Origin of the sequence: Actinacidiphila alni (genome assembly GCF_900112845.1) — a bacterium.
GTDB lineage: Bacteria > Actinomycetota > Actinomycetes > Streptomycetales > Streptomycetaceae > Actinacidiphila > Actinacidiphila alni.
Genome location: NZ_FONG01000006.1, coordinates 377,536 through 397,940 on the forward strand (window position 1 = coordinate 377,536; position 20,405 = coordinate 397,940).

The 20,405-nt window shown below is 71.7% G+C and carries 13 protein-coding genes, 1 tRNA gene and 1 rRNA gene; 2 read left to right on the plus strand and 13 right to left on the minus strand.

Features of this window, described 5'->3' with window-relative positions; all coding sequences use genetic code 11:
- Positions 1–90 precede the first annotated feature (90 nt).
- Complete coding sequence (locus BM076_RS13105) at positions 91–894, plus strand: Fpg/Nei family DNA glycosylase (protein ID WP_093713634.1); 804 nt, start codon at positions 91–93, stop codon at positions 892–894.
- A gap of 67 nt (positions 895–961) precedes the next feature.
- Here the strand turns inward: BM076_RS13105 and BM076_RS36585 are convergent, their stop codons facing one another.
- The 10 genes from BM076_RS36585 to BM076_RS13155 all read right to left on the minus strand — a co-directional run bounded on the left by BM076_RS36585 (position 962) and on the right by BM076_RS13155 (position 16,222).
- Positions 962–1,369 carry a hypothetical protein gene (locus BM076_RS36585; RefSeq protein ID WP_177246430.1) on the minus strand — a complete coding sequence of 136 codons (408 nt, stop codon included), beginning with the start codon at positions 1,367–1,369 and terminating at the stop codon, positions 962–964.
- Between the two features lie 177 nt (positions 1,370–1,546).
- Entirely contained in the window at positions 1,547–2,017 is a 471-nt protein-coding gene (locus tag BM076_RS13115) for a Dps family protein (protein WP_093713635.1), read from the minus strand.
- 228 nt (positions 2,018–2,245) lie between these two features.
- On the minus strand, positions 2,246–2,638 hold the full coding sequence (locus BM076_RS13120) for a helix-turn-helix domain-containing protein (RefSeq protein ID WP_093713636.1): 393 nt from the start codon (positions 2,636–2,638) through the stop codon (positions 2,246–2,248).
- A 109-nt stretch (positions 2,639–2,747) separates the two neighbouring features.
- Positions 2,748–3,293, minus strand: coding sequence for a CinA family protein (locus BM076_RS13125; RefSeq protein ID WP_093713637.1), 546 nt, complete (start codon positions 3,291–3,293; stop codon positions 2,748–2,750).
- Positions 3,290–4,165, minus strand: a complete 876-nt coding sequence (pgsA, locus tag BM076_RS13130) for a CDP-diacylglycerol--glycerol-3-phosphate 3-phosphatidyltransferase (protein WP_093713638.1) — start codon at positions 4,163–4,165, stop codon at positions 3,290–3,292. The genes BM076_RS13125 and pgsA overlap by 4 nt, the downstream gene beginning before the upstream one ends.
- Positions 4,162–5,730 (minus strand): 30S ribosomal protein S12 methylthiotransferase RimO, encoded by a 1,569-nt coding sequence (rimO, locus tag BM076_RS13135; protein ID WP_093713639.1) that lies wholly within the window; start codon positions 5,728–5,730, stop codon positions 4,162–4,164. Before rimO ends, pgsA begins: the two co-directional genes overlap by 4 nt.
- Positions 5,731–5,813: 83 nt before the next feature.
- Entirely contained in the window at positions 5,814–6,626 is an 813-nt protein-coding gene (locus BM076_RS13140; RefSeq protein ID WP_093713640.1) for a helix-turn-helix domain-containing protein, read from the minus strand.
- A gap of 218 nt (positions 6,627–6,844) precedes the next feature.
- Entirely contained in the window at positions 6,845–9,610 is a 2,766-nt protein-coding gene (locus BM076_RS13145) for an FtsK/SpoIIIE family DNA translocase (protein ID WP_093713689.1), read from the minus strand.
- Between the two features lie 127 nt (positions 9,611–9,737).
- Entirely contained in the window at positions 9,738–10,436 is a 699-nt protein-coding gene (locus tag BM076_RS13150) for a response regulator (protein WP_093713641.1), read from the minus strand.
- Between the two features lie 299 nt (positions 10,437–10,735).
- Positions 10,736–16,222 (minus strand): HAMP domain-containing protein, encoded by a 5,487-nt coding sequence (locus BM076_RS13155; RefSeq protein WP_177246431.1) that lies wholly within the window; start codon positions 16,220–16,222, stop codon positions 10,736–10,738.
- A 333-nt stretch (positions 16,223–16,555) separates the two neighbouring features.
- Here BM076_RS13155 and BM076_RS13160 point away from each other — a divergent pair, with 333 nt between their 5' ends.
- A complete protein-coding gene (locus BM076_RS13160) occupies positions 16,556–19,225 on the plus strand; it encodes a SpoIIE family protein phosphatase (protein WP_245796022.1) in 2,670 nt (889 codons plus the stop codon).
- Between the two features lie 84 nt (positions 19,226–19,309).
- Here BM076_RS13160 and BM076_RS13165 read toward each other — a convergent pair.
- The 3 genes from BM076_RS13165 to rrf form a co-directional block, all read right to left on the minus strand.
- A tRNA-Thr gene (locus BM076_RS13165) sits at positions 19,310–19,382 on the minus strand.
- A 73-nt stretch (positions 19,383–19,455) separates the two neighbouring features.
- Positions 19,456–20,184 carry a DegT/DnrJ/EryC1/StrS family aminotransferase gene (locus BM076_RS13170; RefSeq protein ID WP_093713690.1) on the minus strand — a complete coding sequence of 243 codons (729 nt, stop codon included), beginning with the start codon at positions 20,182–20,184 and terminating at the stop codon, positions 19,456–19,458.
- A gap of 133 nt (positions 20,185–20,317) precedes the next feature.
- Positions 20,318–20,405, minus strand: a 5S ribosomal RNA gene (rrf, locus tag BM076_RS13175); the annotation flags it as partial.

Here is a 20,405-nt window from a genome sequence, read left to right on the forward strand (position 1 = left end):
CCGCGCCCAGCGTCCTGATCCGGCGTCCTCACTCCTCGGGCCGCCCGCCCCGGCCTGGCCCGCGCTCCACGCGCGGGCCATCATGGACGGGTGCCCGAGGGAGACACGGTCTGGCTTACGGCCCACCGGCTGCATGACGCGCTGGCGGGCCGCGATCTGCTGCGGGCGGACCTGCGGGTGCCGCAGCTGGCCACCGCCGATCTCGCCGGCCGCCGCGTACTGGAAGTCGTCGCGCGCGGCAAACACCTGCTGACCAGGCTCGACGGCGGCGCGACGCTCCACTCCCACCTGCGGATGGAGGGCTCCTGGCACCTCTACGCGCCCGGTGAGCGCTGGCGCGGTGGCCCGGCCCACGAGATCAGGGCCGTCCTGGAGACGGACCACAGGACCGCCGTCGGCTACCGCCTCCCCGTCCTCGCGCTGCTGCCGACGGCCGAGGAGGCCGAGGTCGTCGGCCATCTGGGGCCCGATCTGCTCGGCCCGGACTGGGACGCGGCGAAGGCGCTGGCGCGCCTGACGGCCGAGCCGGGCCGCGAGATCGCCGAGGCCCTGCTGGACCAGCGCACGATGGCGGGGCTGGGCAATGTGTACGTGGTCGAGCTGTGTTTCCTGCGCGGGGTCACGCCCTGGACGCCGGTCGGCGAGGTCCGGGCGCCGGAGAAGGTGGTCGCGCTCGCGAAACGGCTGCTGGAGGCGAACAAGGCCCGCCCCGGCCACATCACCACCGGTGACACGCGACGCGGCCGTACGCATTGGGTGTACGGCCGGGCGAACCGGCCGTGTCCGCGCTGCGGCACCACCGTCCGTACCGCCCGGCACGGCGCGGCCGACCGCAGCCGGGTCGCGTACTGGTGCCCGAGCTGTCAGAAGGGCCCGTCCCCGCACGGCGATTGACGGCCTCCCGGCCGTGCTCCCGCCCCGACTCGGGACGCCCCACCTCGCCTCGGACGCCCGCCTCGTCTCAGCCGCCCGCCTCGCCCCGGACTCCTGCCCCGCCTGAGTCGCCCCGGCCCTCGTCGCCGGTCGGATCGTCCACCGCGGCGGCGGAAAGTCCAGGCCCTGCCGGTCCGGGCGCCGGCGCCACCGGCGGATCACCGCCCCGGCCGCGCCGCCGGGACCGACGACGGGACCCGCGCCGGTGCACCGCGGGCACCGCGTGCAGCGGTATCAGCCCGAGACTCCAGCCGCCCGCGGCCATCGCGCTCTGCCACGGCCCGGCCGCGTCCGGCCGTATCGCCAGGCCCAGCACCGCCCACCACCACGCCAGCCCGCAGGCCAGCGCGAACACCACGGCGACCGGCGGCACAGGCCGGACGGACGACAGATTCGACAAATACGACAGATACCGGAGTTTCCGTAGAGCACGCATGGCCGCCTCCTTCGGACCCCCGAAGTCACGGCGGGAGGCCGCCCGCGGCGGTTCCCGTACTCAGATGCGCTGCCCCGACCAGAAGATCGGTAGCCGCGGGCCGGCGGTCCCCGGGCGACGTTCACCCGAAAGAGGGACCGCCCACCGGCACGGCCGCGCGGCATTCGCGCACACGCGTCACACGTTCTCGGCCTGGAACATCCAGTGGAACTTCTCCAGGTCGGCGGTGATCCCGATCAGGAGGTCCTGGCTGACCGGGTCCGGCTCGTCGGTCGTCCCGATCCGTTCGCGCATCCGCACGATCACCGCGTCGAGGGCCGCGACCATGATCTCCACGACCTCGGTGTCCTTGACCCAGCCGTCCGTGACGGTGTCGATGCCGCTGGTCTCGGCGACCGTACGGGCCCGTCCGTCGGGCGTGACGCCGATCGCGGAGGCCCGCTCGGCGACGGTGTCGGAGTGGGTCCGTGCGGTGGTCACGACCTCGTCGAGCTGGAGGTGGATGGAACGGAAGCGGGGGCCGACGACGTTCCAGTGCACTTGCTTGGCCAGCAGCGACAGGTCCACGAGGTCGACGAGAGCGCCCTGGAGGGCGTCTCCCACCGTCTTGCGGTCCGGGTCGGCCAGCGAGCTCTTGACGACAGTCATTGCGGTTCTCTCCCTGCGGATCGACGCCATGAGGTCCGTTTCGCCCCTCCTTGACCCTCCACGCCTACCCTGCCCCGGGCTCGTACACATGGCAAAAGGACGGGACCGTGTTCGAGCGGGTACGGAGCCGGACGTGTTCGAACGCGTACGGAGCCGGACGTGCGACGGCCCCGACCGGGAGCGAGCCGGTCGGGGCCGTCGGTACGAGCCTGACGTCGTACGGAACCGCTAGGCGGCGACCACGTCCACGGCTTCAGCCGACTTCTTCGGCGCCTTGATCGTGATCCGTTCATCCGGTGTGGACGTCATGGACGTGACGGATGTGACCGCACCCAGCAGGGGCCGCCTCGGTGCGGCAGTGGTCTCGGACGCCGCCGACTGTGCCAGCTCGGCGAGCGACAGATCGTCGCTGACCTCGCGCATCACCTCGGACATCGGCACGTCCAGGGCGTCGCAGATCGCCGAGAGCAGCTCGGACGACGCTTCCTTCTGCCCCCGTTCGACCTCTGACAGATAGCCCAGGGAGACCCGGGCGGACGAAGAGACCTCACGCAGGGTGCGGCCCTGGCGCTGGCGCTGCCGACGCAGCACGTCACCAAGCAGGCGACGGAGCAGGATCATCGGTGGCTCCCTCCTCGGACCGCGAAACCGCATCCTCTTCGCCCCACCGTACCGCCTCGGACACCGGCCGTGCGGGGAGCGAAGTCGTGTTCACTCAGGGCTGCAAACATCACTTCCCCCCGTGTTCTTCCCTATCCTTCGCTCCCGGACTCTTCTTCCCGCTGTTCCCGGTACTCTTCCCCGCCCCGGTGCTCCGCAGCCGTACGATCAGCAATTCGATGACGGCGGCCACGGTCGCCCGGCGGATCCCGTCCCGGTCGCCGGTCAGCGCGAGTGCCTCGGCCTCGGCGCCCCCGGGGCCCGCGACGGCCACGAACACGGTGCCCACCGGCTGCCCGTCCTGGGGGTCGGGCCCGGCCACACCCGTGGTCGCGGCGCCCCAGTCGGCGCCGAGCCGGTCCCGTACGCCCTCGGCCATCTGCCGCGCCACCTCGGCGTCCACGGCGCCGCGCTCGGCCAGCAGGGCGGCGTCCACGCCGAGCAGCCGGTGCTTGAGCGGCGTCGCGTAGGCCGTCACGGAGCCGCGGAAGGTGCGGGAGGCGCCGGGCACCCCGGTCAGCTCCGCGGCCACCAGACCGCCGGTGAGGGACTCCGCGACGGCCAGCGTCCAGCCGTGCTCGTCCAGCAGCCGCAGCGCCTCGGCGGCTCGCGTCATACGCCCTGGGACCGCTCGACCCCGGTGCCGGCACCGGTCTCCGACGCCGCAGCCGCCTCCTCGGGAGCCGGAGCCACAGCCGGAGCTGAAGCCGGAGCCGCAGCCGAGGTCGAGGTCGAGGTCGAGGTCGTCGCCGGAGCCGAGGTCGATGCAGGAGCCGCCGCGGAGGCCGCCTCCGTCGCCGCCTCCACCGCCGCGCCCGCCGCCTGCGTCGCGGCACCCGCCTCGGCCGCCACCGCCCGCTCCGCGGCCAGCCCGGCGCGCCGCAGCACGACGGCCTGCCGTACGTAGTCGAGCCCGGTGACGACCGTCAGGACGACCGCGACGCCCATCATCCAGGCGCGGACCGAGGCCAGCGGCCCGGTCAGGATCAGCACGTACATGCCGACCGCGATCCCCTGCGTGAGCGTCTTGAGCTTGCCGCCGCGGCTGGCCGGGATCACCCCGTGCCTGATCACCCAGAAACGCAGCGCGGTGATGCCCAGCTCGCGGAAGAGGATGACGACGGTGACCCACCAGGGCAGGTCGCCGAGCGCGGAGAGCCCGACCAGCGCCGCGCCCATGATCGCCTTGTCCGCGATCGGGTCGGCGATCTTGCCGAAGTCGGTGACCAGGCCGTAGCGGCGGGCCAGCTCGCCGTCGAAGAGATCGGTGATCATGGCGACGGCGAAGGCGGCCCAGGCGAAGGAGCGCCAGGCCGGGTCGTGGCCGTCGCCGTGCACCAGCAGCAGCACGAAGCCGGGGACCAGGACGAGGCGGGCCATCGTGAGCAGATTCGCGATGTTCCACAGGTCGGCCTTGGGCAGCACCGGGTCCCCGAGGTGGTCGGGGGTCGAGGCGGCGGGCGCCGCCGACGCGGGGGCTCCCGTCATCTGCCCACCTCCTGCAGCCCGCGGACGGCGCCCGGCCCGTCGCCGGGACCGGCACCGTCCTCGACAGTCCCCAGCGGCTCCGCGACCAGGTCCACGCCCTCCGTCGCCGTCACCTTCGCCAGGACGAAGGTCCCCGGCAGTGGCGCCCGCGCGCCCTCCGGCACGGTCAGCACGACCTGGCCGTCGGTCTCGGGCGCCTGGTGGTCGGCGCGGCCGGTCACCTCACCGGTCTCCTCGTCCACCGCCTCCACCAGCACCCGCACCGTCGAGCCGAGCCGTTCCTCGGCGCGCTGCGCGGTCAGCTCCTCGGCCAGCCGGGAGACCCGGGCCAGCCGCGCGGCCACCACGTCCTCGTCGAGCTTGGCCTCGAAGCCGGCCGCCTCCGTGCCGTCCTCGTCGGAGTAGCCGAAGACGCCGATGGCGTCCAGCCGCGCCGAGCCGAGGAAGCGCTCCAGCTCCGCCAGGTCCTCCTCGGTCTCGCCGGGGAAGCCGACGATGAAGTTCGAGCGGACACCCGCCTCGGGCGCCTTGGTCCTGATGGTGTCCAGCAGTTCGAGGAACCGGTCGGTGTCGCCGAAGCGGCGCATCGCCCGCAGCACGGCGGGCGCGGAGTGCTGGAAGGACAGGTCGAAGTACGGGACGACGCCCGGGGTGCCGGTCAGCGCGTCGATCAGACCGGGCCGCATCTCGGCGGGCTGGAGGTAGCTGACCCGGACCCGCTCGATGCCGTCGACCGCCGCCAGCTCCGGCAGCAGCGTCTCCAGCAGCCGGATGTCGCCGAGGTCCTTGCCGTACGAGGTGTTGTTCTCGCTGACCAGCATCACCTCCCTGACGCCCTGTCCGGCCAGCCAGCGGGTCTCGCCGAGGACGTCGGAGGGGCGGCGGGAGATGAAGGAGCCGCGGAAGGACGGGATCGCGCAGAAGGTGCAGCGGCGGTCGCAGCCGGAGGCGAGCTTCACGGAGGCGACGGGTCCCGAGTCCAGGCGGCGGCGTAGCGGGGCGCGCGGTCCCGAGGCGGGCGCGACGCCTTCGGGCAGGTCGGCCGGCACGATGTCCTCGGCGGGCGGCTGCCCGGTGTTCGCGGCTTCCGGCGTCTCCTGCGCGTGGCCGGGCAGCGCCACCGCCGCCGACTGCCGCTGCGCCGGACTGATCGGCAGCAGCTTGCGCCGGTCGCGCGGGGTGTGCGAGGCGTGGACGCCGCCGCCGAGGATGGTCCGCAGCCGGTCGGAGATGTCCGCGTAGTCGTCGAAGCCGAGCACGCCGTCCGCCTCGGGCAGCGCGTCGGCCAGTTCCTTGCCGTACCGCTCGGCCATGCAGCCCACCGCGACGACGGCCTGGGTGCGGGCCTGCCCCTTGAGGTCGTTGGCCTCCAGCAGCGCGTCCACCGAGTCCTTCTTGGCCGCCTCGACGAAGCCGCAGGTGTTCACGACCGCCACATCGGCGTCGGAGGCGTCGTCGACGAGCTGCCAACCGTCCGCCGCCAGCCGGCCGGCGAGTTCCTCGGAGTCCACCTCATTGCGGGCGCAGCCGAGCGTGACAAGAGCGACGGTACGGGGTTCGGGCATACGCTCAGCGTACCCGGCCGTATGGCCGCCGCCCCGCGCCGCCGGGACGACCGGTGGCACGGGGCGGCGGGACACGCGCGATTTCAGCCCTGCGTCGGGTCACCCGGGGTGTACGTGAGCCGCACCACCTGGCCGTCGGTGCCCGCGGCGCCGAGGTCCTTGCCGTTGACGAAGAGCTTCACGGCGCCGGCGTTGCCGACCACGAGCTTGATCTTCTTGTCGTCGGTGAAGGTCTGGGACTCGCCCTTCTTCAGCGACTTCTGGAAGAGCTGCCTGCCGTTGCTGTCGGTGGCCTGGACCCAGCTCGTGCCGCTCTCGGCGCTGATCTTGACGGTGACCTTGCCGGGCGGCGCGGCGGCGATGGCGCTGTTGGTGGGGTCGGTCTTGGGATCGGCGCCGTTGCTCTGCGGCGACTGGGTGACGGACGGGGCGCTGGTGGTCGCGGTGGGGCTCGGCGACGACTGGGCCGAGGTCTTGTCGCCGTCGCCGCCGCCGGTGAAGACGGTGAAGCCGACGAACCCGATGACGGCGACGATGGCCGCGACCATGGCCGCCGTCCAGTTGGCCCGGCGCGGCTCCGAGCGGATCTTCTGCGCGTCGTACAGCGGCGCGACGGGCACCTGGGTGCTCTCGGCGTGGTGCTCGGCCGCGTACTGCGCGATCAGCGGTTCCGGGTCGACCCCGACGGCCCGCGCGAGGCTCCGGATATGCCCGCGCGCGTACACGTCGCCGCCGCACCGCGAGAAGTCGTCCTGCTCGATCGACTGCACGATCGGGACGCGCACCCGGGTGCTGGTGCTGACCTCGTCGATGGAGAGCCCCGCCGCGATACGGGCCTGGGCGAGGGCGTGACCGACCGAAGGCCGGTCTTCGGAGGGCGAGTTGCCGACGGACACGAGGGCGCCTTTCGAGGGTGCAGCCACCTGCTGGAAGTTCAGTCTAGGGGGGGTGTGAAACGCGACGGCAACCGGACGATCACTTTTTGTCCGCCATCAGGATTGCCGCCCGGATCGCCGGTACGGGCCCCCCTGTATCAACTTGACGTACGAACAGGAGAAACGGTTGCCCCAGAACATTCCCCACGTCCCGCGACTTACGCATCCGGCGCCGGCCCCTACCCCTCGCCGCCGCGGATCTCGGTGATGACGCCGTCCAGTTCGTCGGCCTTCACCAGGACGTCGCGCGCCTTGGAGCCCTCGCTCGGGCCGACGATGCCGCGCGACTCCATCAGGTCCATCAGCCGGCCCGCCTTCGCGAAGCCGACCCGCAGCTTGCGCTGGAGCATCGAGGTGGAGCCGAACTGAGTGGAAACCACCAGCTCAGCGGCCTGGCACAGCAGGTCCAGGTCGTCGCCGATCTCCTCGTCGATCTCCTTCTTGGGGCCGCTGCCGACCGTGACGTCGGAGCGGTAGGTCGGGGTGAGCTGCGCCTTGCAGTGGTCGACGACCTTGGCGACCTCGTCCTCGGTGACGAAGGCGCCCTGCATACGAATCGGCTTGTTCGCGCCCATCGGCAGGAAGAGCCCGTCGCCCTTGCCGATGAGCTTCTCGGCGCCCGGCTGGTCGAGGATGACCCGGCTGTCGGCGAGCGAGGAGGTCGCGAAGGCCAGCCGGGAGGGCACATTGGCCTTGATCAGACCGGTCACCACGTCGACGCTGGGGCGCTGGGTGGCCAGCACCAGGTGGATGCCGGCGGCGCGGGCGAGCTGCGTGATGCGGACGATGGAGTCCTCCACGTCGCGCGGCGCGACCATCATCAGGTCGGCCAGCTCGTCCACGATCACCAGCAGGTACGGGTACGGCGCCAGCTCGCGCTCGCTGCCCTCGGGCGTCTTGGCCTTGCCGGAGCGCACGGCGGCGTTGAAGTCGTCGATGTGCCGGAAGCCGTACGCGGCGAGGTCGTCGTAGCGCAGGTCCATCTCGCGCACCACCCACTGCAGGGCCTCGGCGGCCCGCTTGGGGTTGGTGATGATCGGGGTGATCAGGTGCGGGATGCCTTCGTACGCGGTCAGTTCGACGCGCTTGGGGTCGACCAGCACCATCCGGACCTCGTCCGGGGTGGCGCGGACCATGACCGAGGTGATGAGGCAGTTGATGCAGGACGACTTGCCGGAGCCGGTGGCGCCGGCCACCAGGACGTGCGGCATCTTGGCGAGGTTGGCCATCACATAGCCGCCCTCGACGTCCTTGCCGAGCGCGACGGTCATCGGGTGGTCCTCGCCCGCGGCGTCGGCGGAGCGCAGCACGTCGCCGAGGTTGACCATCTCGCGGTCGCTGTTGGGGATCTCGATGCCGACCGCGGACTTGCCGGGGATCGGGCTGATGATCCGTACGTCGGGGCTGGCGACGGAGTAGGCGATGTTCTTGGCGAGCGCGGTGATCCGCTCGACCTTGACCGCGGGGCCCAGCTCCACCTCGTAGCGGGTGACCGTCGGGCCGCGGGTGAAGCCGGTGACGACCGCGTCGACCTTGAACTCCTTGAAGACCTGGCCGAGCGAGGCGACCACCGCGTCATTGGCGGCGCTGCGCGTACGGCCGGGGCCGCCGCGCTCCAGCAGGTCCAGGGAGGGCAGCGCGTAGGTGATGTCGCCGGAGAGCTGGAGCTGCTCGGCGCGCGGCGGCAGCGGCGAACCGGTCGATTCCAGGCTCGGCTTGGTGAGGTCGGGGACGCCGCCGGACTCCTCCGGCTCCGGTACGTCCTCGGCGCGCGCGGCCGGTACCGGCTTCCTGATCCGGCTGGTCAGGTCGGCGACCAGGGGGGAGGGCTGCACGCCGTGCAGCACCGCGCCGTCCAGCGCGGCGGCAGCGGCGGCGGCCACGTCGACCGCGTCGGGTCCTTCCCCGTCGCCGGGCTGCTTCTCCGTGCGCCGCTTGGGGCGGCGCCGCGGCTTGGGCTCGTCCTCGGCGTCGGTGTCGGCGATCGCGGCGGCCGAGCGGTTCGCGGACCGCTCGTCGGGGTCGGTGTCGCGGTCCACGTCGTACGGCTCGGCGGCGGACTTGCCGAAGCGCAGCGGCACCCGGCGCACCGGCGACTCGTCCTCGGGGTCACGGCGGCCCGCGGGCTCGTCGTCCTCGAAGAACTCCTCCAGCGGTACGGCCTCGGGGTCCGGCGGCGCCTCGTACAGGCCGAGCCGGGACCCGGCCTGGCGCAGCCGCTGCGGGATGGCGTTGACCGGGGTGGCGGTGACCACGAGGAAGCCGAAGCCGGTGAAGAGCAGCAGCAGCGGCACGGCGAGGGCGGAGCCGACGGTGTAGACCAGCGGCGAGGCGGCGGCCCAGCCGATCAGGCCGCCCGCGTCGCGCAGCGCGGTGGCGCCCTCGTCGCGGCCGGGTGCGCCGCAGGCCAGGTGGACCAGGCCGAGCGTGCCGATGACGAGGGCGGACAGGCCGATCACGATCCGGCCGTTGGCCTCGGGCTGCTCGGGGTGCCGCATCAGGCGCACGACGATCGCGCCGAGCAGGAAGGGCACCAGCAGGTCGAGCCGGCCGAAGGCGCCGGTGACCAGCACCTCGACGAGGTCACCCACCGGGCCCTGGAGGTTGGACCAGGTGCCGGCCGCGACCACCAGGGTCAGGCCGAGCAGTCCGAGCGCCAGGCCGTCCTTGCGGTGGGCCGGGTCGAGGCCGCGTGCGCCGTTCCCTATGCCGCGGAACACCGCGCCCACGGTGTGCGCCAGGCCGAGCCACAGCGCTCGGATCATGCGGTAGAGACCGCTGGTCGGCGACGGGGCGGGCCTGGGCGCGGGTCTGGCCGCCGCGGCCTTCTTGGCGGGCGGTCTTCCCGCGGCGCTCTTGGCGGCGGCGGGCTTCTTCGCCGCGGTCTTCTTGGCCGCAGGCTTCGCCGGGGCTTTTTTGGCGGTGCCGGACGTACGTGAGGCCATGGTGCCGAGGTTACCGCCCTTGCGATCGGGGAACACGCGTGCCTGGGGATACGCCCGTTCGTGTCGCCCCGCGCGGGCCGGGGACTGACACGCCGTCACATGCGGTGCGCGGCCGTCCCCGTACGGCTCATTCCTGGTTCGGCAGCTTGACGACACCGTTTCCGGCGCCGGGTTCCAGCGCGTCCAGCGCGCGGCGCAGCCCGTTCAGCTTGCGCTCCAGATGGGCGGCGGTGGCCACGGCCGCGGCGTCCGCCGACTCGTCGAGCTGCTTGCTGAGCGCCTCGGCCTGCTCCTCGACGGCGGCCAGCCGCGCGGACAGTTCGGCCAGCAGTCCCGCGGGCTCGGCGGAGCCGCCGCCCGAGCCATTGGCGCCGGCCGCGGCCGGCACGCCCTGTTCCAGCTGGAGCCGCAGCAGCGCCGCCTGCTCCCGGAGCTGGACGTTCTTGGTGTAGAGGTCGACGAAGACCGACACCTTGGCGCGCAGCACCCAGGGGTCGAAGGGCTTGGAGATGTAGTCGACCGCGCCGGCCGCGTAGCCGCGGAAGGTGTGGTGCGGGCCGTGGTTGATCGCGGTGAGGAAGATGATCGGGATGTCGCGGGTCCGCTCCCGCCGCTTGATGTGCGCCGCCGTCTCGAAGCCGTCCATGCCCGGCATCTGGACATCGAGCAGAATCACCGCGAAATCGTCGGTGAGCAGCGCCTTCAGCGCTTCCTCCCCGGACGATGCCCGGACCAGCGTCTGATCGAGCGCCGAGAGGATGGCCTCCAGCGCCAGCAGATTCTCCGGCCGGTCATCGACCAGGAGGATCTTGGCCTTCTGCACCATGGCCCGCCCTCCTCGCCCCGGCAATACGCCGGTCGCCGCCCCCGGGGACGACTCCGTCACGCCGCCCGTCCTTGTGCCGGTCATGGTAGCCGCACCCCGCCGTTCGCCACACCCTGTCACCGCCAGGTCACTCACCACGTACCGCAAACGCAGGCGGAGTCCAGAAGGTTCCCCTGATTCGGCGCCCTCACACCTCAACAGGAACGGCAGTCGGCGAACGGGCCCTCCGAATCCCGCAGGGCCCGTCCCGCCGCGCCTGTGTCACCCGCGCAGGGCACCGCAGCCCGGTCACCACATGGTCACCTGGCGTGCATCCACTCCTCCATCAGCGTCAGCAGATGGTCGGTGTCGACCGGCTTGGTCACGTAGTCCGACGCGCCGGACTCGATGCTCTTCTCCCGGTCGCCCTTCATCGCCTTCGCGGTGAGCGCGATGATCGGCAGCCCGGCGAACTGCGGCATCTTGCGGATCGCCGTCGTCGTCGCGTATCCGTCCATCTCGGGCATCATGATGTCCATCAGCACCACGGCGATGTCGTCGTGCTGCTCCAGCACCTCGATGCCCTCGCGGCCGTTCTCGGCGTACAGCACGGTCAGGCCGTGCTGTTCCAGGACGCTGGTCAGGGCGAAGACATTGCGGATGTCGTCGTCCACGATCAGCACCTTCTCGCCGCTGAAGCCGCCGGAGAAGCCGGTGTACGCGTCCGGCTGCGCCTCGTCGGCCCAGGACTCCGGCTGCTCCGGTTCCTGTGCCCCGGACCCGCGCCGCCCCGCCGAGCCGTTGGCGGAAGCACTGCCGTTGGCGGATGCGCCGCCGTTGGCGGATCCGTTCGCGCTCGGGCCGCTGCCGTTGGCGGAGCCGCCCTCGGTGAGGGCCGGCGGCTGGGCCGAGCGGCGGCGCAGCCGGGACAGGCTGCTGCCGGGCCGGTTGCGGCCCCCGGACGCGCTCTGCTCGACCTCACCGCCCGCGGGCAACTGCGGTACCGCCTGCGGGTATTCGCCCAGCGCCAGCGGCAGGTACAGCGTGAAGGTGGAGCCGCGGCCGGGCTGGCTGTCGGCGTGGATCTCGCCGCCCAGCAGCCGGGCGATCTCGCGGCTGATCGACAGCCCCAGGCCCGTACCGCCGTACTTGCGGCTGGTGGTGCCGTCGGCCTGCTTGAACGCCTCGAAGATCACCCGCATCTTGCTGGCCGCGATGCCGATGCCGGTGTCGGTCACCGAGAACGCGATCAGCGGCTGGTCCGGCTCGCGCAGCGTGCCCGCCTCCAGCAGCTGCTCCTTGATCGACTGCGGCACCTCGGTACCGGCCGGGCGGATCACCAGCTCGACCGAGCCGCTGTCGGTGAACTTCACCGCGTTCGACAGCAGATTGCGCAGCACCTGGAGGAGCCGCTGCTCGTCGGTGTGCAGGGTGACGGGCAGTTCCGGCGAGACCCGGACGGAGAAGTCCAGGCCCTTCTCCGCGGTCAGCGGCCGGAAGGTGGCCTCCACGTAGTCGACCAGCTGCACCAGCGCGATACGGGTCGGCGAGACGTCCATCTTGCCGGCCTCGACCTTCGACAGGTCCAGGATGTCGTTGATGAGCTGGAGCAGGTCGGAGCCCGCGCCGTGGATGGTCTCGGCGAATTCGACCTGCTTGGGCGAGAGATTGCCGTCCGCGTTGTCGGCGAGCAGCTTCGCCAGGATCAGCAGCGAGTTGAGCGGGGTGCGCAGCTCGTGCGACATGTTGGCGAGGAATTCCGACTTGTAGCGCATGGAGACCGCGAGCTGTTCCGCGCGCTCCTCCAGCACCTGGCGGGCCTCCTCGATCTCGGTGTTCTTCACCTCGATGTCGCGGTTCTGCCGGGCCAGCAGCTCGGCCTTCTCCTCCAGTTCGCCGTTGGACAGCTCCAGGGCACGCTGCCGGTTCTCCAACTCCGCCGACCGCTCCTGGAGTTGCTCGGTCAGCTCCTGCGACTGCTTGAGCAGGCCCTCGGTCTTGGTGTTGACACTGATGGTGTTGACGCTGATCGCGATGATGTCGGTGATCTGGTTGAGGAAGTCCTTCTGGATCTGCGTGAACGGCTGGAAGGCTGCCAGCTCGATCACGCCGAGCACCCGGCCCTCGAAGAGCACCGGCAGCACGATCACATGCGACGGCGGCGCCTCGCCGAGCCCCGAGGTGATCTTCAGATAGCCCGGCGGCACGTTCTCGATCAGGATGGAACGCTTCTCCACCGCCGCCTGCCCGATCAGCCCCTCCCCCGGCAGGAACACCGTCGACATCGTCCGCTTGGAGAAGCCGTACGCGCCGATCAGCCGCAGCTCGTACTCCTCGCCGACCTCCTGGGTGTCCTCGGCGAGGAAGAAGGCGCCGTGCTGGGCGGAGACCACCGGGGTCAGCTCGCTCATGATCAGCGCGGCCACGTCGCCGAGGTCGCGGCGCCCCTGCATGAGGCCGGAGATCCGGGCGAGGTTGCCCTTGAGCCAGTCCTGCTCCTTGTTGGCGAGCGTGGTCTCGCGCAGGCGCACGATCATCGTGTTGATGTAGTCCTGGAGCTCCAGGATCTCGCCGGCCGCGTCCACGTCGATCCGCAGATTGAGATCGCCGCGGGTCACCGCGGTGGCGACCTGGGCGATGTTGCGGACCTGGCTGGTCAGATTGTTGGCCATCAGGTTCACCGATTCGGTGAGGTCCTTCCAGATGCCGGAGACGTCCGGCACCCGGGCCTGGCCGCCGAGCCGTCCCTCGGTGCCCACCTCGCGGGCCACCCGGGTCACCTCGTCACCGAAGGCGGAGAGCTGGCCGACCATCGTGTTGATGGTGGTCTTCAGCTCCAGGATCTCGCCGCGCGCGTCCACGTCGATCTTCTTGGACAGGTCGCCGCGGGCGACCGCCGTGGTCACCTGGGCGATCTGCCGCACCTGACCGGTCAGGTTGGACGCCATGCCGTTCACCGATTCGGTGAGGTCCTTCCAGGTGCCCGACACGCCCGGCACGCGCGCCTGGCCGCCCAGGATGCCCTCGGTACCCACCTCGCGGGCGACACGCGTGACCTCGTCACCGAAGGCCGACAGCGTGTCCACCATGGTGTTGATGGTCTCGGCAAGCTGCGCGACCTCGCCGCGCGCCTCGACGGTGATCTTCTTGGTCAGGTCGCCGTTGGCGACGGCGGTGGCCACCGAGGAGATCGACCGCACCTGGCTGGTCAGATTGTTGGCCATCAGATTGACGTTGTCGGTCAGGTCCTTCCAGATGCCGGACCCGTTGCGCACCCGCGCCTGGCCACCGAGCTGGCCCTCCGTACCCACCTCGCGGGCCACCCGCGTGACCTCGTCACCGAAGGCCGACAGGGTGTCCACCATCTGGTTCACGGTGGTCACCAGCGCCAGGATCTCGCCCTTGGCGTCGACGGTGATCTTCCGCGACAGGTCGCCCTGCGCCACCGCGTTGGTCACGTCGGCGATGTTGCGGACCTGGCTGGTCAGGTTGTTCGCCATGAAGTTGACGGACTGGGTGAGGTCCTTCCAGGTGCCGGAGACGCCCTGCACCTCGGCCTGGCCGCCCAGGATGCCCTCGGTACCCACCTCGCGGGCCACCCGGGTGACCTCCGCGCCGAAGGCGGAGAGCTGGTCGACCATCGTGTTGAGGGTGTTCTTCAGCTCCAGGATCTCGCCCCGGGCATCGACGTCGATCTTCTGCGACAGGTCACCACGGGCCACCGCTGTGGCGACCTCGGCGATGTTGCGGACCTGCGCGGTCAGGTTGCCCGCCATGCCGTTCACGGAGTCGGTCAGGTCGCGCCACACACCGGCGACGCCCGGCACCTGCGCCTGGCCACCGAGGCGGCCCTCCGTACCCACGTCGCGGGCCACCCTCGTGACCTGCTCGGCGAAGGACGACAGCTGGTCGACCATCGTGTTGATGGTGTTCTTCAGCTCCAGGATCTCGCCGCGCGCGTCCACGTCGATCTTCTGCGACAGGTCGCCGCGCGCCACGGCGGTGGTGACCTGGGCGATCTGCCGCACCTGGGAGGTCAGATTGCCGGCCATGAAGTTGACGGAGTCCGTCAGGTCCTTCCAGGTGCCGGCCACGCCGTCCACCCGCGCCTGACCGCCGAGCCGGCCCTCGGTGCCCACGTCGCGCGCCATCCGCGTCACCTGGGCGGCGAAGGAGCCGAGCTGGTCGACCATCCGGTTCACGGTGTTCTTCAGCTCCAGCATCTCGCCGGAGACGTCCACCGTGACCTTCTGCGTCAGATCGCCGTTCGCGACCGCCGTCGTGACCTGCGCGATGTTGCGGACCTGGCCGGTCAGGTTGCGGAAGGCGGTGTTGACCGAATCGGTGAGGTCCTTCCAGGTGCCGGCCGCGCCGGGCACCTGCGCCTGGCCGCCGAGCACACCCTCGACGCCGACCTCGCGGGCCACCCGGGTCACCTCGGCGCCGAACGCCGAGAGCTGGTCGACCATGGTGTTCACGGTGTTCTTCAGCTCCAGCATCTCGCCGGAGACGTCCACCGTGACCTTCTGGGACAGGTCGCCGTTGGCGACGGCCGTCGTGACCTGCGCGATGTCCCGCACCTGACCGGTGAGATTGCGGAAAGCGGTGTTGACCGAGTCGGTCAGATCCTTCCAGATGCCCGCGGCGCCCGGCACCTGCGCCTGACCGCCGAGCTGTCCGTCGGCGCCGACCTCCCCGGCCACCCGGGTCACCTCGTCGGCGAAGGTGCGCAGCGTCTCGGTCATCGCGTTGATCGTCTCGGCCAGCTGCGCGACCTCGCCGCGCGCGCCGATGGTGATCTTCTGCGACAGGTCGCCGTTGGCGACGGCCGTGGTGACCTGCGCGATGTCCCGCACCTGGGCGGTCAGATTGCCGGCCATCAGGTTCACCGAGTCGGTGAGGTCCTTCCAGACCCCGGCCACGCCCGCCACCTGCGCCTGACCGCCCAGCTCGCCCTCGGTGCCCACCTCGCGGGCGACGCGGGTCACCTCGGAGGAGAAGGAGGACAGCTGGTCGACCATGGTGTTGACGGTGTTCTTCAGCTCCAGCATCTCGCCGGAGACGTGCACGGTGACCTTGCGGGACAGGTCGCCCTTGAGGACCGCGTTGGTCACCATCGCGATGTCCCGCACTTGCGCGGTCAGCCGGTACGCCATGGTGTTCACGGAGTCGGTGAGGTCCTTCCAGGACCCCGACATGCCCCGGACCTTCGCCTGCCCGCCGAGCTTGCCCTCGGTGCCGACCTCGCTGGCCACCCGCGTCACCTCGTCGGTGAACGCGGACAGCTGGTCGACCAGGCCGTTGACCGTACGGCCGACCTTGAGGAATTCGCCGCGCAGCGGGTGCGCGGACCCGTCCGCGTTCTGCGAGCGCAGGTCCATCCGCTGTTCCAGGTCGCCCTCGGCCACCGCCGACAGCACCCGTCCGACCTCGGACACCGGCCGTACGAGGTCGTCGACCAGGGCGTTGGACGCCTCGATCGCGGCGGCCCAGGCGCCCTCGCAGGCGCCCGTCTCCAGCCGTTCGGTGAGCTTGCCCTCTCGGCCGACCACCCGCCGGACCCGGGCCAGCTCACCGGTAAGGTGTTGATTACGGTCCGCGACCTCGTTGAAAACGGCCGCGATCTCCGCCATCACCCCGTCCCCTGACACGGTGAGCCGCTTGCGGAAGTTGCCGTCCCGCATCGCGGCCAGCGCTCCCAGGAGCTTGGTCAACGCGGCCGCGTCGACCTCAACGGTCCCACTGGCGCGGGATCGCCCGTTCTTCGTGCGCGTGTTCGTGCCCCGCGCCGATGCGCCAGACTCCACCGTGTCCCTCCTGGAGGGTCGACCGACCTGCAAAGTGCAAGATTGCTGCCTTGAGAGCATGCCCAGTGTTTCACCATGGCCCCACCCGGCCATAACAGTTCGGCAGCAACGCATATGACCCGTGGCACGTTAGGGGTGGAAACACCCACAACCGGCGCACGCGCCGACCTCGTGGGTAAGTAACCTGGCTCCTGTGTCGGCGGCGCCGCCGGCTGCCGGGCGAAGACCACTGGGGAGCCGCCGATGAGGGCAGAGCAGGGCGGCGGTACGACGACGGGTCCGGTTCCCGGGCCGGTGCAAGGACCCGTTCACGGACGAGCAACGAGGAGACCGGTGATCACGGCGCGCGCGGCGGCCAGCTTCGAACCGGTGGGGCGGTCGGTCGCCGTCGCGCGTGCCTTCGTGCGCGACACCCTGCACGGCTGGGGTTTCGCCGATGTCGTGGACGACGCGGTCGTCCTCACCAGCGAACTGGTGACCAACGCGGTGGTGCACGCGGGCACGGCCGCCGACGTGCAGTGCCTGCGGTACGAGACGGCCGTCCGGATCGAGGTCGCCGACCACTATCCGGAGCGCGAGATCCCGATCCAGGGCCGCGGCCGGCAGTTCCGCGACCCCGACAACGAAGGCGGCCGCGGCCTACTGCTGTGCGCGGCCCTGGCCAGCCGCTGGGGCGTGGAGTACACCGGCGCGGGCAAGCACGTCTGGTTCCAGCTCGACCTGCCCGAGCGCCCGGCCGGCACCCGCTCCGCCGGGCCCGTGCTGCCCGCCGCCGAGCTGCCGCTGGCCGACGAGTCGGTCCGGGTGGCCGTCGTCCAGGTCGACCGCCTCGGTGTGATCACCCGCTGGAACGACGACGCGGCCGAGCTTTTCGGCCACCCCGCCGCCGATGTCGTCGGCAAGCCGCTCGCCGACCTCACCGCGTGGCCGCAGACCCCAGGCACCGGCATCGGCCTCGCCGAGGCGCTGCTGCACTCCCGCTGGGAGGGCACCTACGGCCTGCGCGGCGCCGACGGCCGCGTCCTGCCCGTCTACGGCTCCCACCTGCGGGTCCGCGACAGCGAGGGCGAGCCGTCCACCGTCATCCTGCTGGTGCGCTCCGAGGAGCGGGCCGTGCTCCAGACGCCGTCCCGCGGCTCCGGCGGCGCGGAGTCCGGTCTCGGCCAGCGCGGCAAGACCACGGACGCCTTCGAGGTCTTCATCGGCTCCCCCGCCCCCGACGACCTGGACAGCCTGCTCCAGCGCACCGTCGAGCGGGCCCGCGACATGCTCGACGGCGACGCCGCCTATCTGCTGCTGGCCACCGACGACGAGACCGAGCTGGAGGTCCGCGCCTCCACGGGCCTGCCGTCGGCCCGGCAGCGCTTCGCCCGCGTCCCGGTCGAGGCGGGCACCGGCCGGTACGGCAGCGCCCGTATGCCGGCCGTGCACGAGGACCTCACCGCGGTGCCGGGCGCCGTGCCGCTGCTGTCCGGCACCGGGATGCGCTCGGTGGTCACCGTGCCGCTGAAGGTCGAGGGTCGGCTGACCGGGTCGCTGGGCGTGGCCGCCGAGGCCCCCGGCCGCTACAACAACCAGGAGGCGCTGCGGCTGCAGTTCGCCGCCGACCGGATCGCGCTCGCCGTGGAGAGCGCCCGGCTCACCGAGCTGGAGCGGCTGCGCCGCGGCTCGCTGTCCTTCCTCGTGGAAGCCTCCGACCTGCTCGCGGGCACTCTGGAACGGGACCAGACGCTGGCCCTGATGGCCCAGATGACGGTGCCCACGCTGGCCAGCTGGTGCGCGGTCTACACCATCGCCGAGCAGTCCGAGCCGGAGCTGGCCTTCGTGCTGCACGAGGACGAGGACCGCATCGACGGCATCAAGGCCCTGCTGTCCCAGGTACGCCCGCCGGAACCCGATCCGACGCCCGGCGCCCGGGTGTGGACGGCGCCCTCGGACGCGGCGCACTCCAGCGCGCTGCGGGCCTCGCTGCGCAGCCTCGGTGTCGGCGCCCGGTCCGCGGCCTCCTCGTCCGCGCCGTCCGCCGCGTCGGCCGCGGGCAAGGGCGGCCGGGCGCCGAGCGCGCCCGGGGTGGCGCTCGCCACGGCCGCGGCGGTCGGCGGCGAGACGGTCGTGCTGCCGCTGGTCGCCCGCAACCGCGTGATCGGCATGCTCACCCTGGGCAAGCCCGCAGACGAGCGCTTCCGCCAGGAGCTCCTGGAACTGGCCGAGGACCTCTCCCGCCGGGCCGCCCTCGCCCTGGACAACGCCCGCCTCTACAGCGAGCGCACCGCCATCAGCCAGGCGCTCCAGCGCAGCCTTCTGCCACCGGAGCTGCCGCACGTCCCCGGCGTCGAGATCGAGGTCATCTACCAGGCCGCGGGCGAGGGCAACGAGGTGGGCGGCGACTTCTACGACCTCTTCCCGATCCGCGACGGCTGCTGGGGCTTCGCCATCGGCGACGTCTGCGGCACGGGCCCGGAGGCCGCGGCCGTCACGGGCCTGGCCCGGCACGCGCTGCGCCTGCTGGCCCGGGAGGGCTTCGGCGGCCCCGCGGTCCTGGAACGCCTCAATGCGGCGATCCTCGACGAGGGCGCCCGCAGCCGCTTCCTGACGCTCCTGTACGGCGAGCTGTGGCCGCAGCACGACGGCAGCGCCGTCCTGCGCATGGTCTGCGCGGGCCATCCGCTGCCGCTGCGGCTGCGCCCGGACGGCACCGTGGAGCCGGCCGCGGAGCCGCAGCCGCTGCTCGGTGTCATGGACGACCTGGAGCTGTACGAGCAGAACGTCACGCTCGACCCGGGCGACGTCCTGCTCTGCGTCACGGACGGCGTCACCGAACGCCGCGAGGGCACCCGCATGCTCGGCGACGACGGCCTGGCCGAGGTGCTCTCGACGTGTACGGGGCTGACCGCGGGCGCGGTGGCCGCCCGGATCCAGCGGGCGGTGGAGCGTTTCGCCTCGGACGCGCCGTCGGACGACATGGCGATCCTGTCGATGCGGGTGCCGATGCCGGAGGCGTGAGCAGGAAGCGTGAGCAGGACGTGTGACCAGGAGTCCCGAACAAGAAGAAGGCCCCCACCAATTGGTGGGGGCCTTCTTGTGCCGAGCCCCAATACGGAATCGAACCGTAGACCTTCTCCTTACCATGGAGACGCTCTACCGACTGAGCTATTGGGGCGCGTCGATGGGAAGATCCTATCCCATGGATGCGGGTGCCAGAGCCTCACGCGGAGGCACCGCCGGGGCGACGGTCAGAGCAGGCCGCCGAGCGCGTTGCAGGCGTCCGCGATGTGCGTCAACTCCCGCTGGGTGATGCCCGGGTGGACCGGTAGCGACAGGCTGTCCGCGGCCACCAGTTCGGTCTGCGGCAGGACGGCTCCCGACCGGTGCGCGGGCATCCGGTGCACCGGTACGGGCACGCTCACGGTCGCCCGTACGCCTCTGCTCGCGAGCGCCCCGGCGAAGGCGTCCCGGTCCGGCCGGCCGTTGCCGGGGATCCGTACGGTGTACTGCCGGTAGAGGTGGCGCGCGCCCGGCTCCGCGTACGGCACGACAACGCCTTTGAGCGCGGAGTCCAGGAACCGCGCGTGCGCCCTGCGCCGGGCGATCACGCCGGCGTCCTCCTCGACGCCGCCCTCGGCGCCTTCCTCGACCAGCGCGAGTCCGCAGCGCGACGCCAGCTCGGTGAGCTGCGCCATCGGCGCGGGGTGCCCGAAGACGTGCACGGGTACGATCGCGGCCGTCCGCGCGGTGACGCCGGCGGCGACGGCTTCGGGAGACAGGCAGAACGTCCGGGGGTCGATGTCCGCGAACACGGGCGTGGCGCCCGCGAGGCGTACGGCGTCGGCCGGTGCGCCCGGTCCGAAGGACGGGACGATGACCTCGTCGCCGGCCCCGATCCCCAGCTCCTGGAGCGACACGCGCAGCGCGGCGGCCGTCGCGTCCGAAGCGATCCTGTGCCGTCGTCCGGCAGTCGTCATCTGCTGCACGTCTCCACACCTCCGCCGATCGGGAGGCCAGAGTCTCGGCACGACGTGAACGGAGGGTAACGGAAAGCAAAAATGCCTTGGCCCCCGAGCGGAAGCTCGGGGGCCAAGGCATTTTATAAGAATTGTTCGGCGGTGTCCTACTCTCCCACAGAGTCCCCTCTGCAGTACCATCGGCGCTGAAAGGCTTAGCTTCCGGGTTCGGAATGTAACCG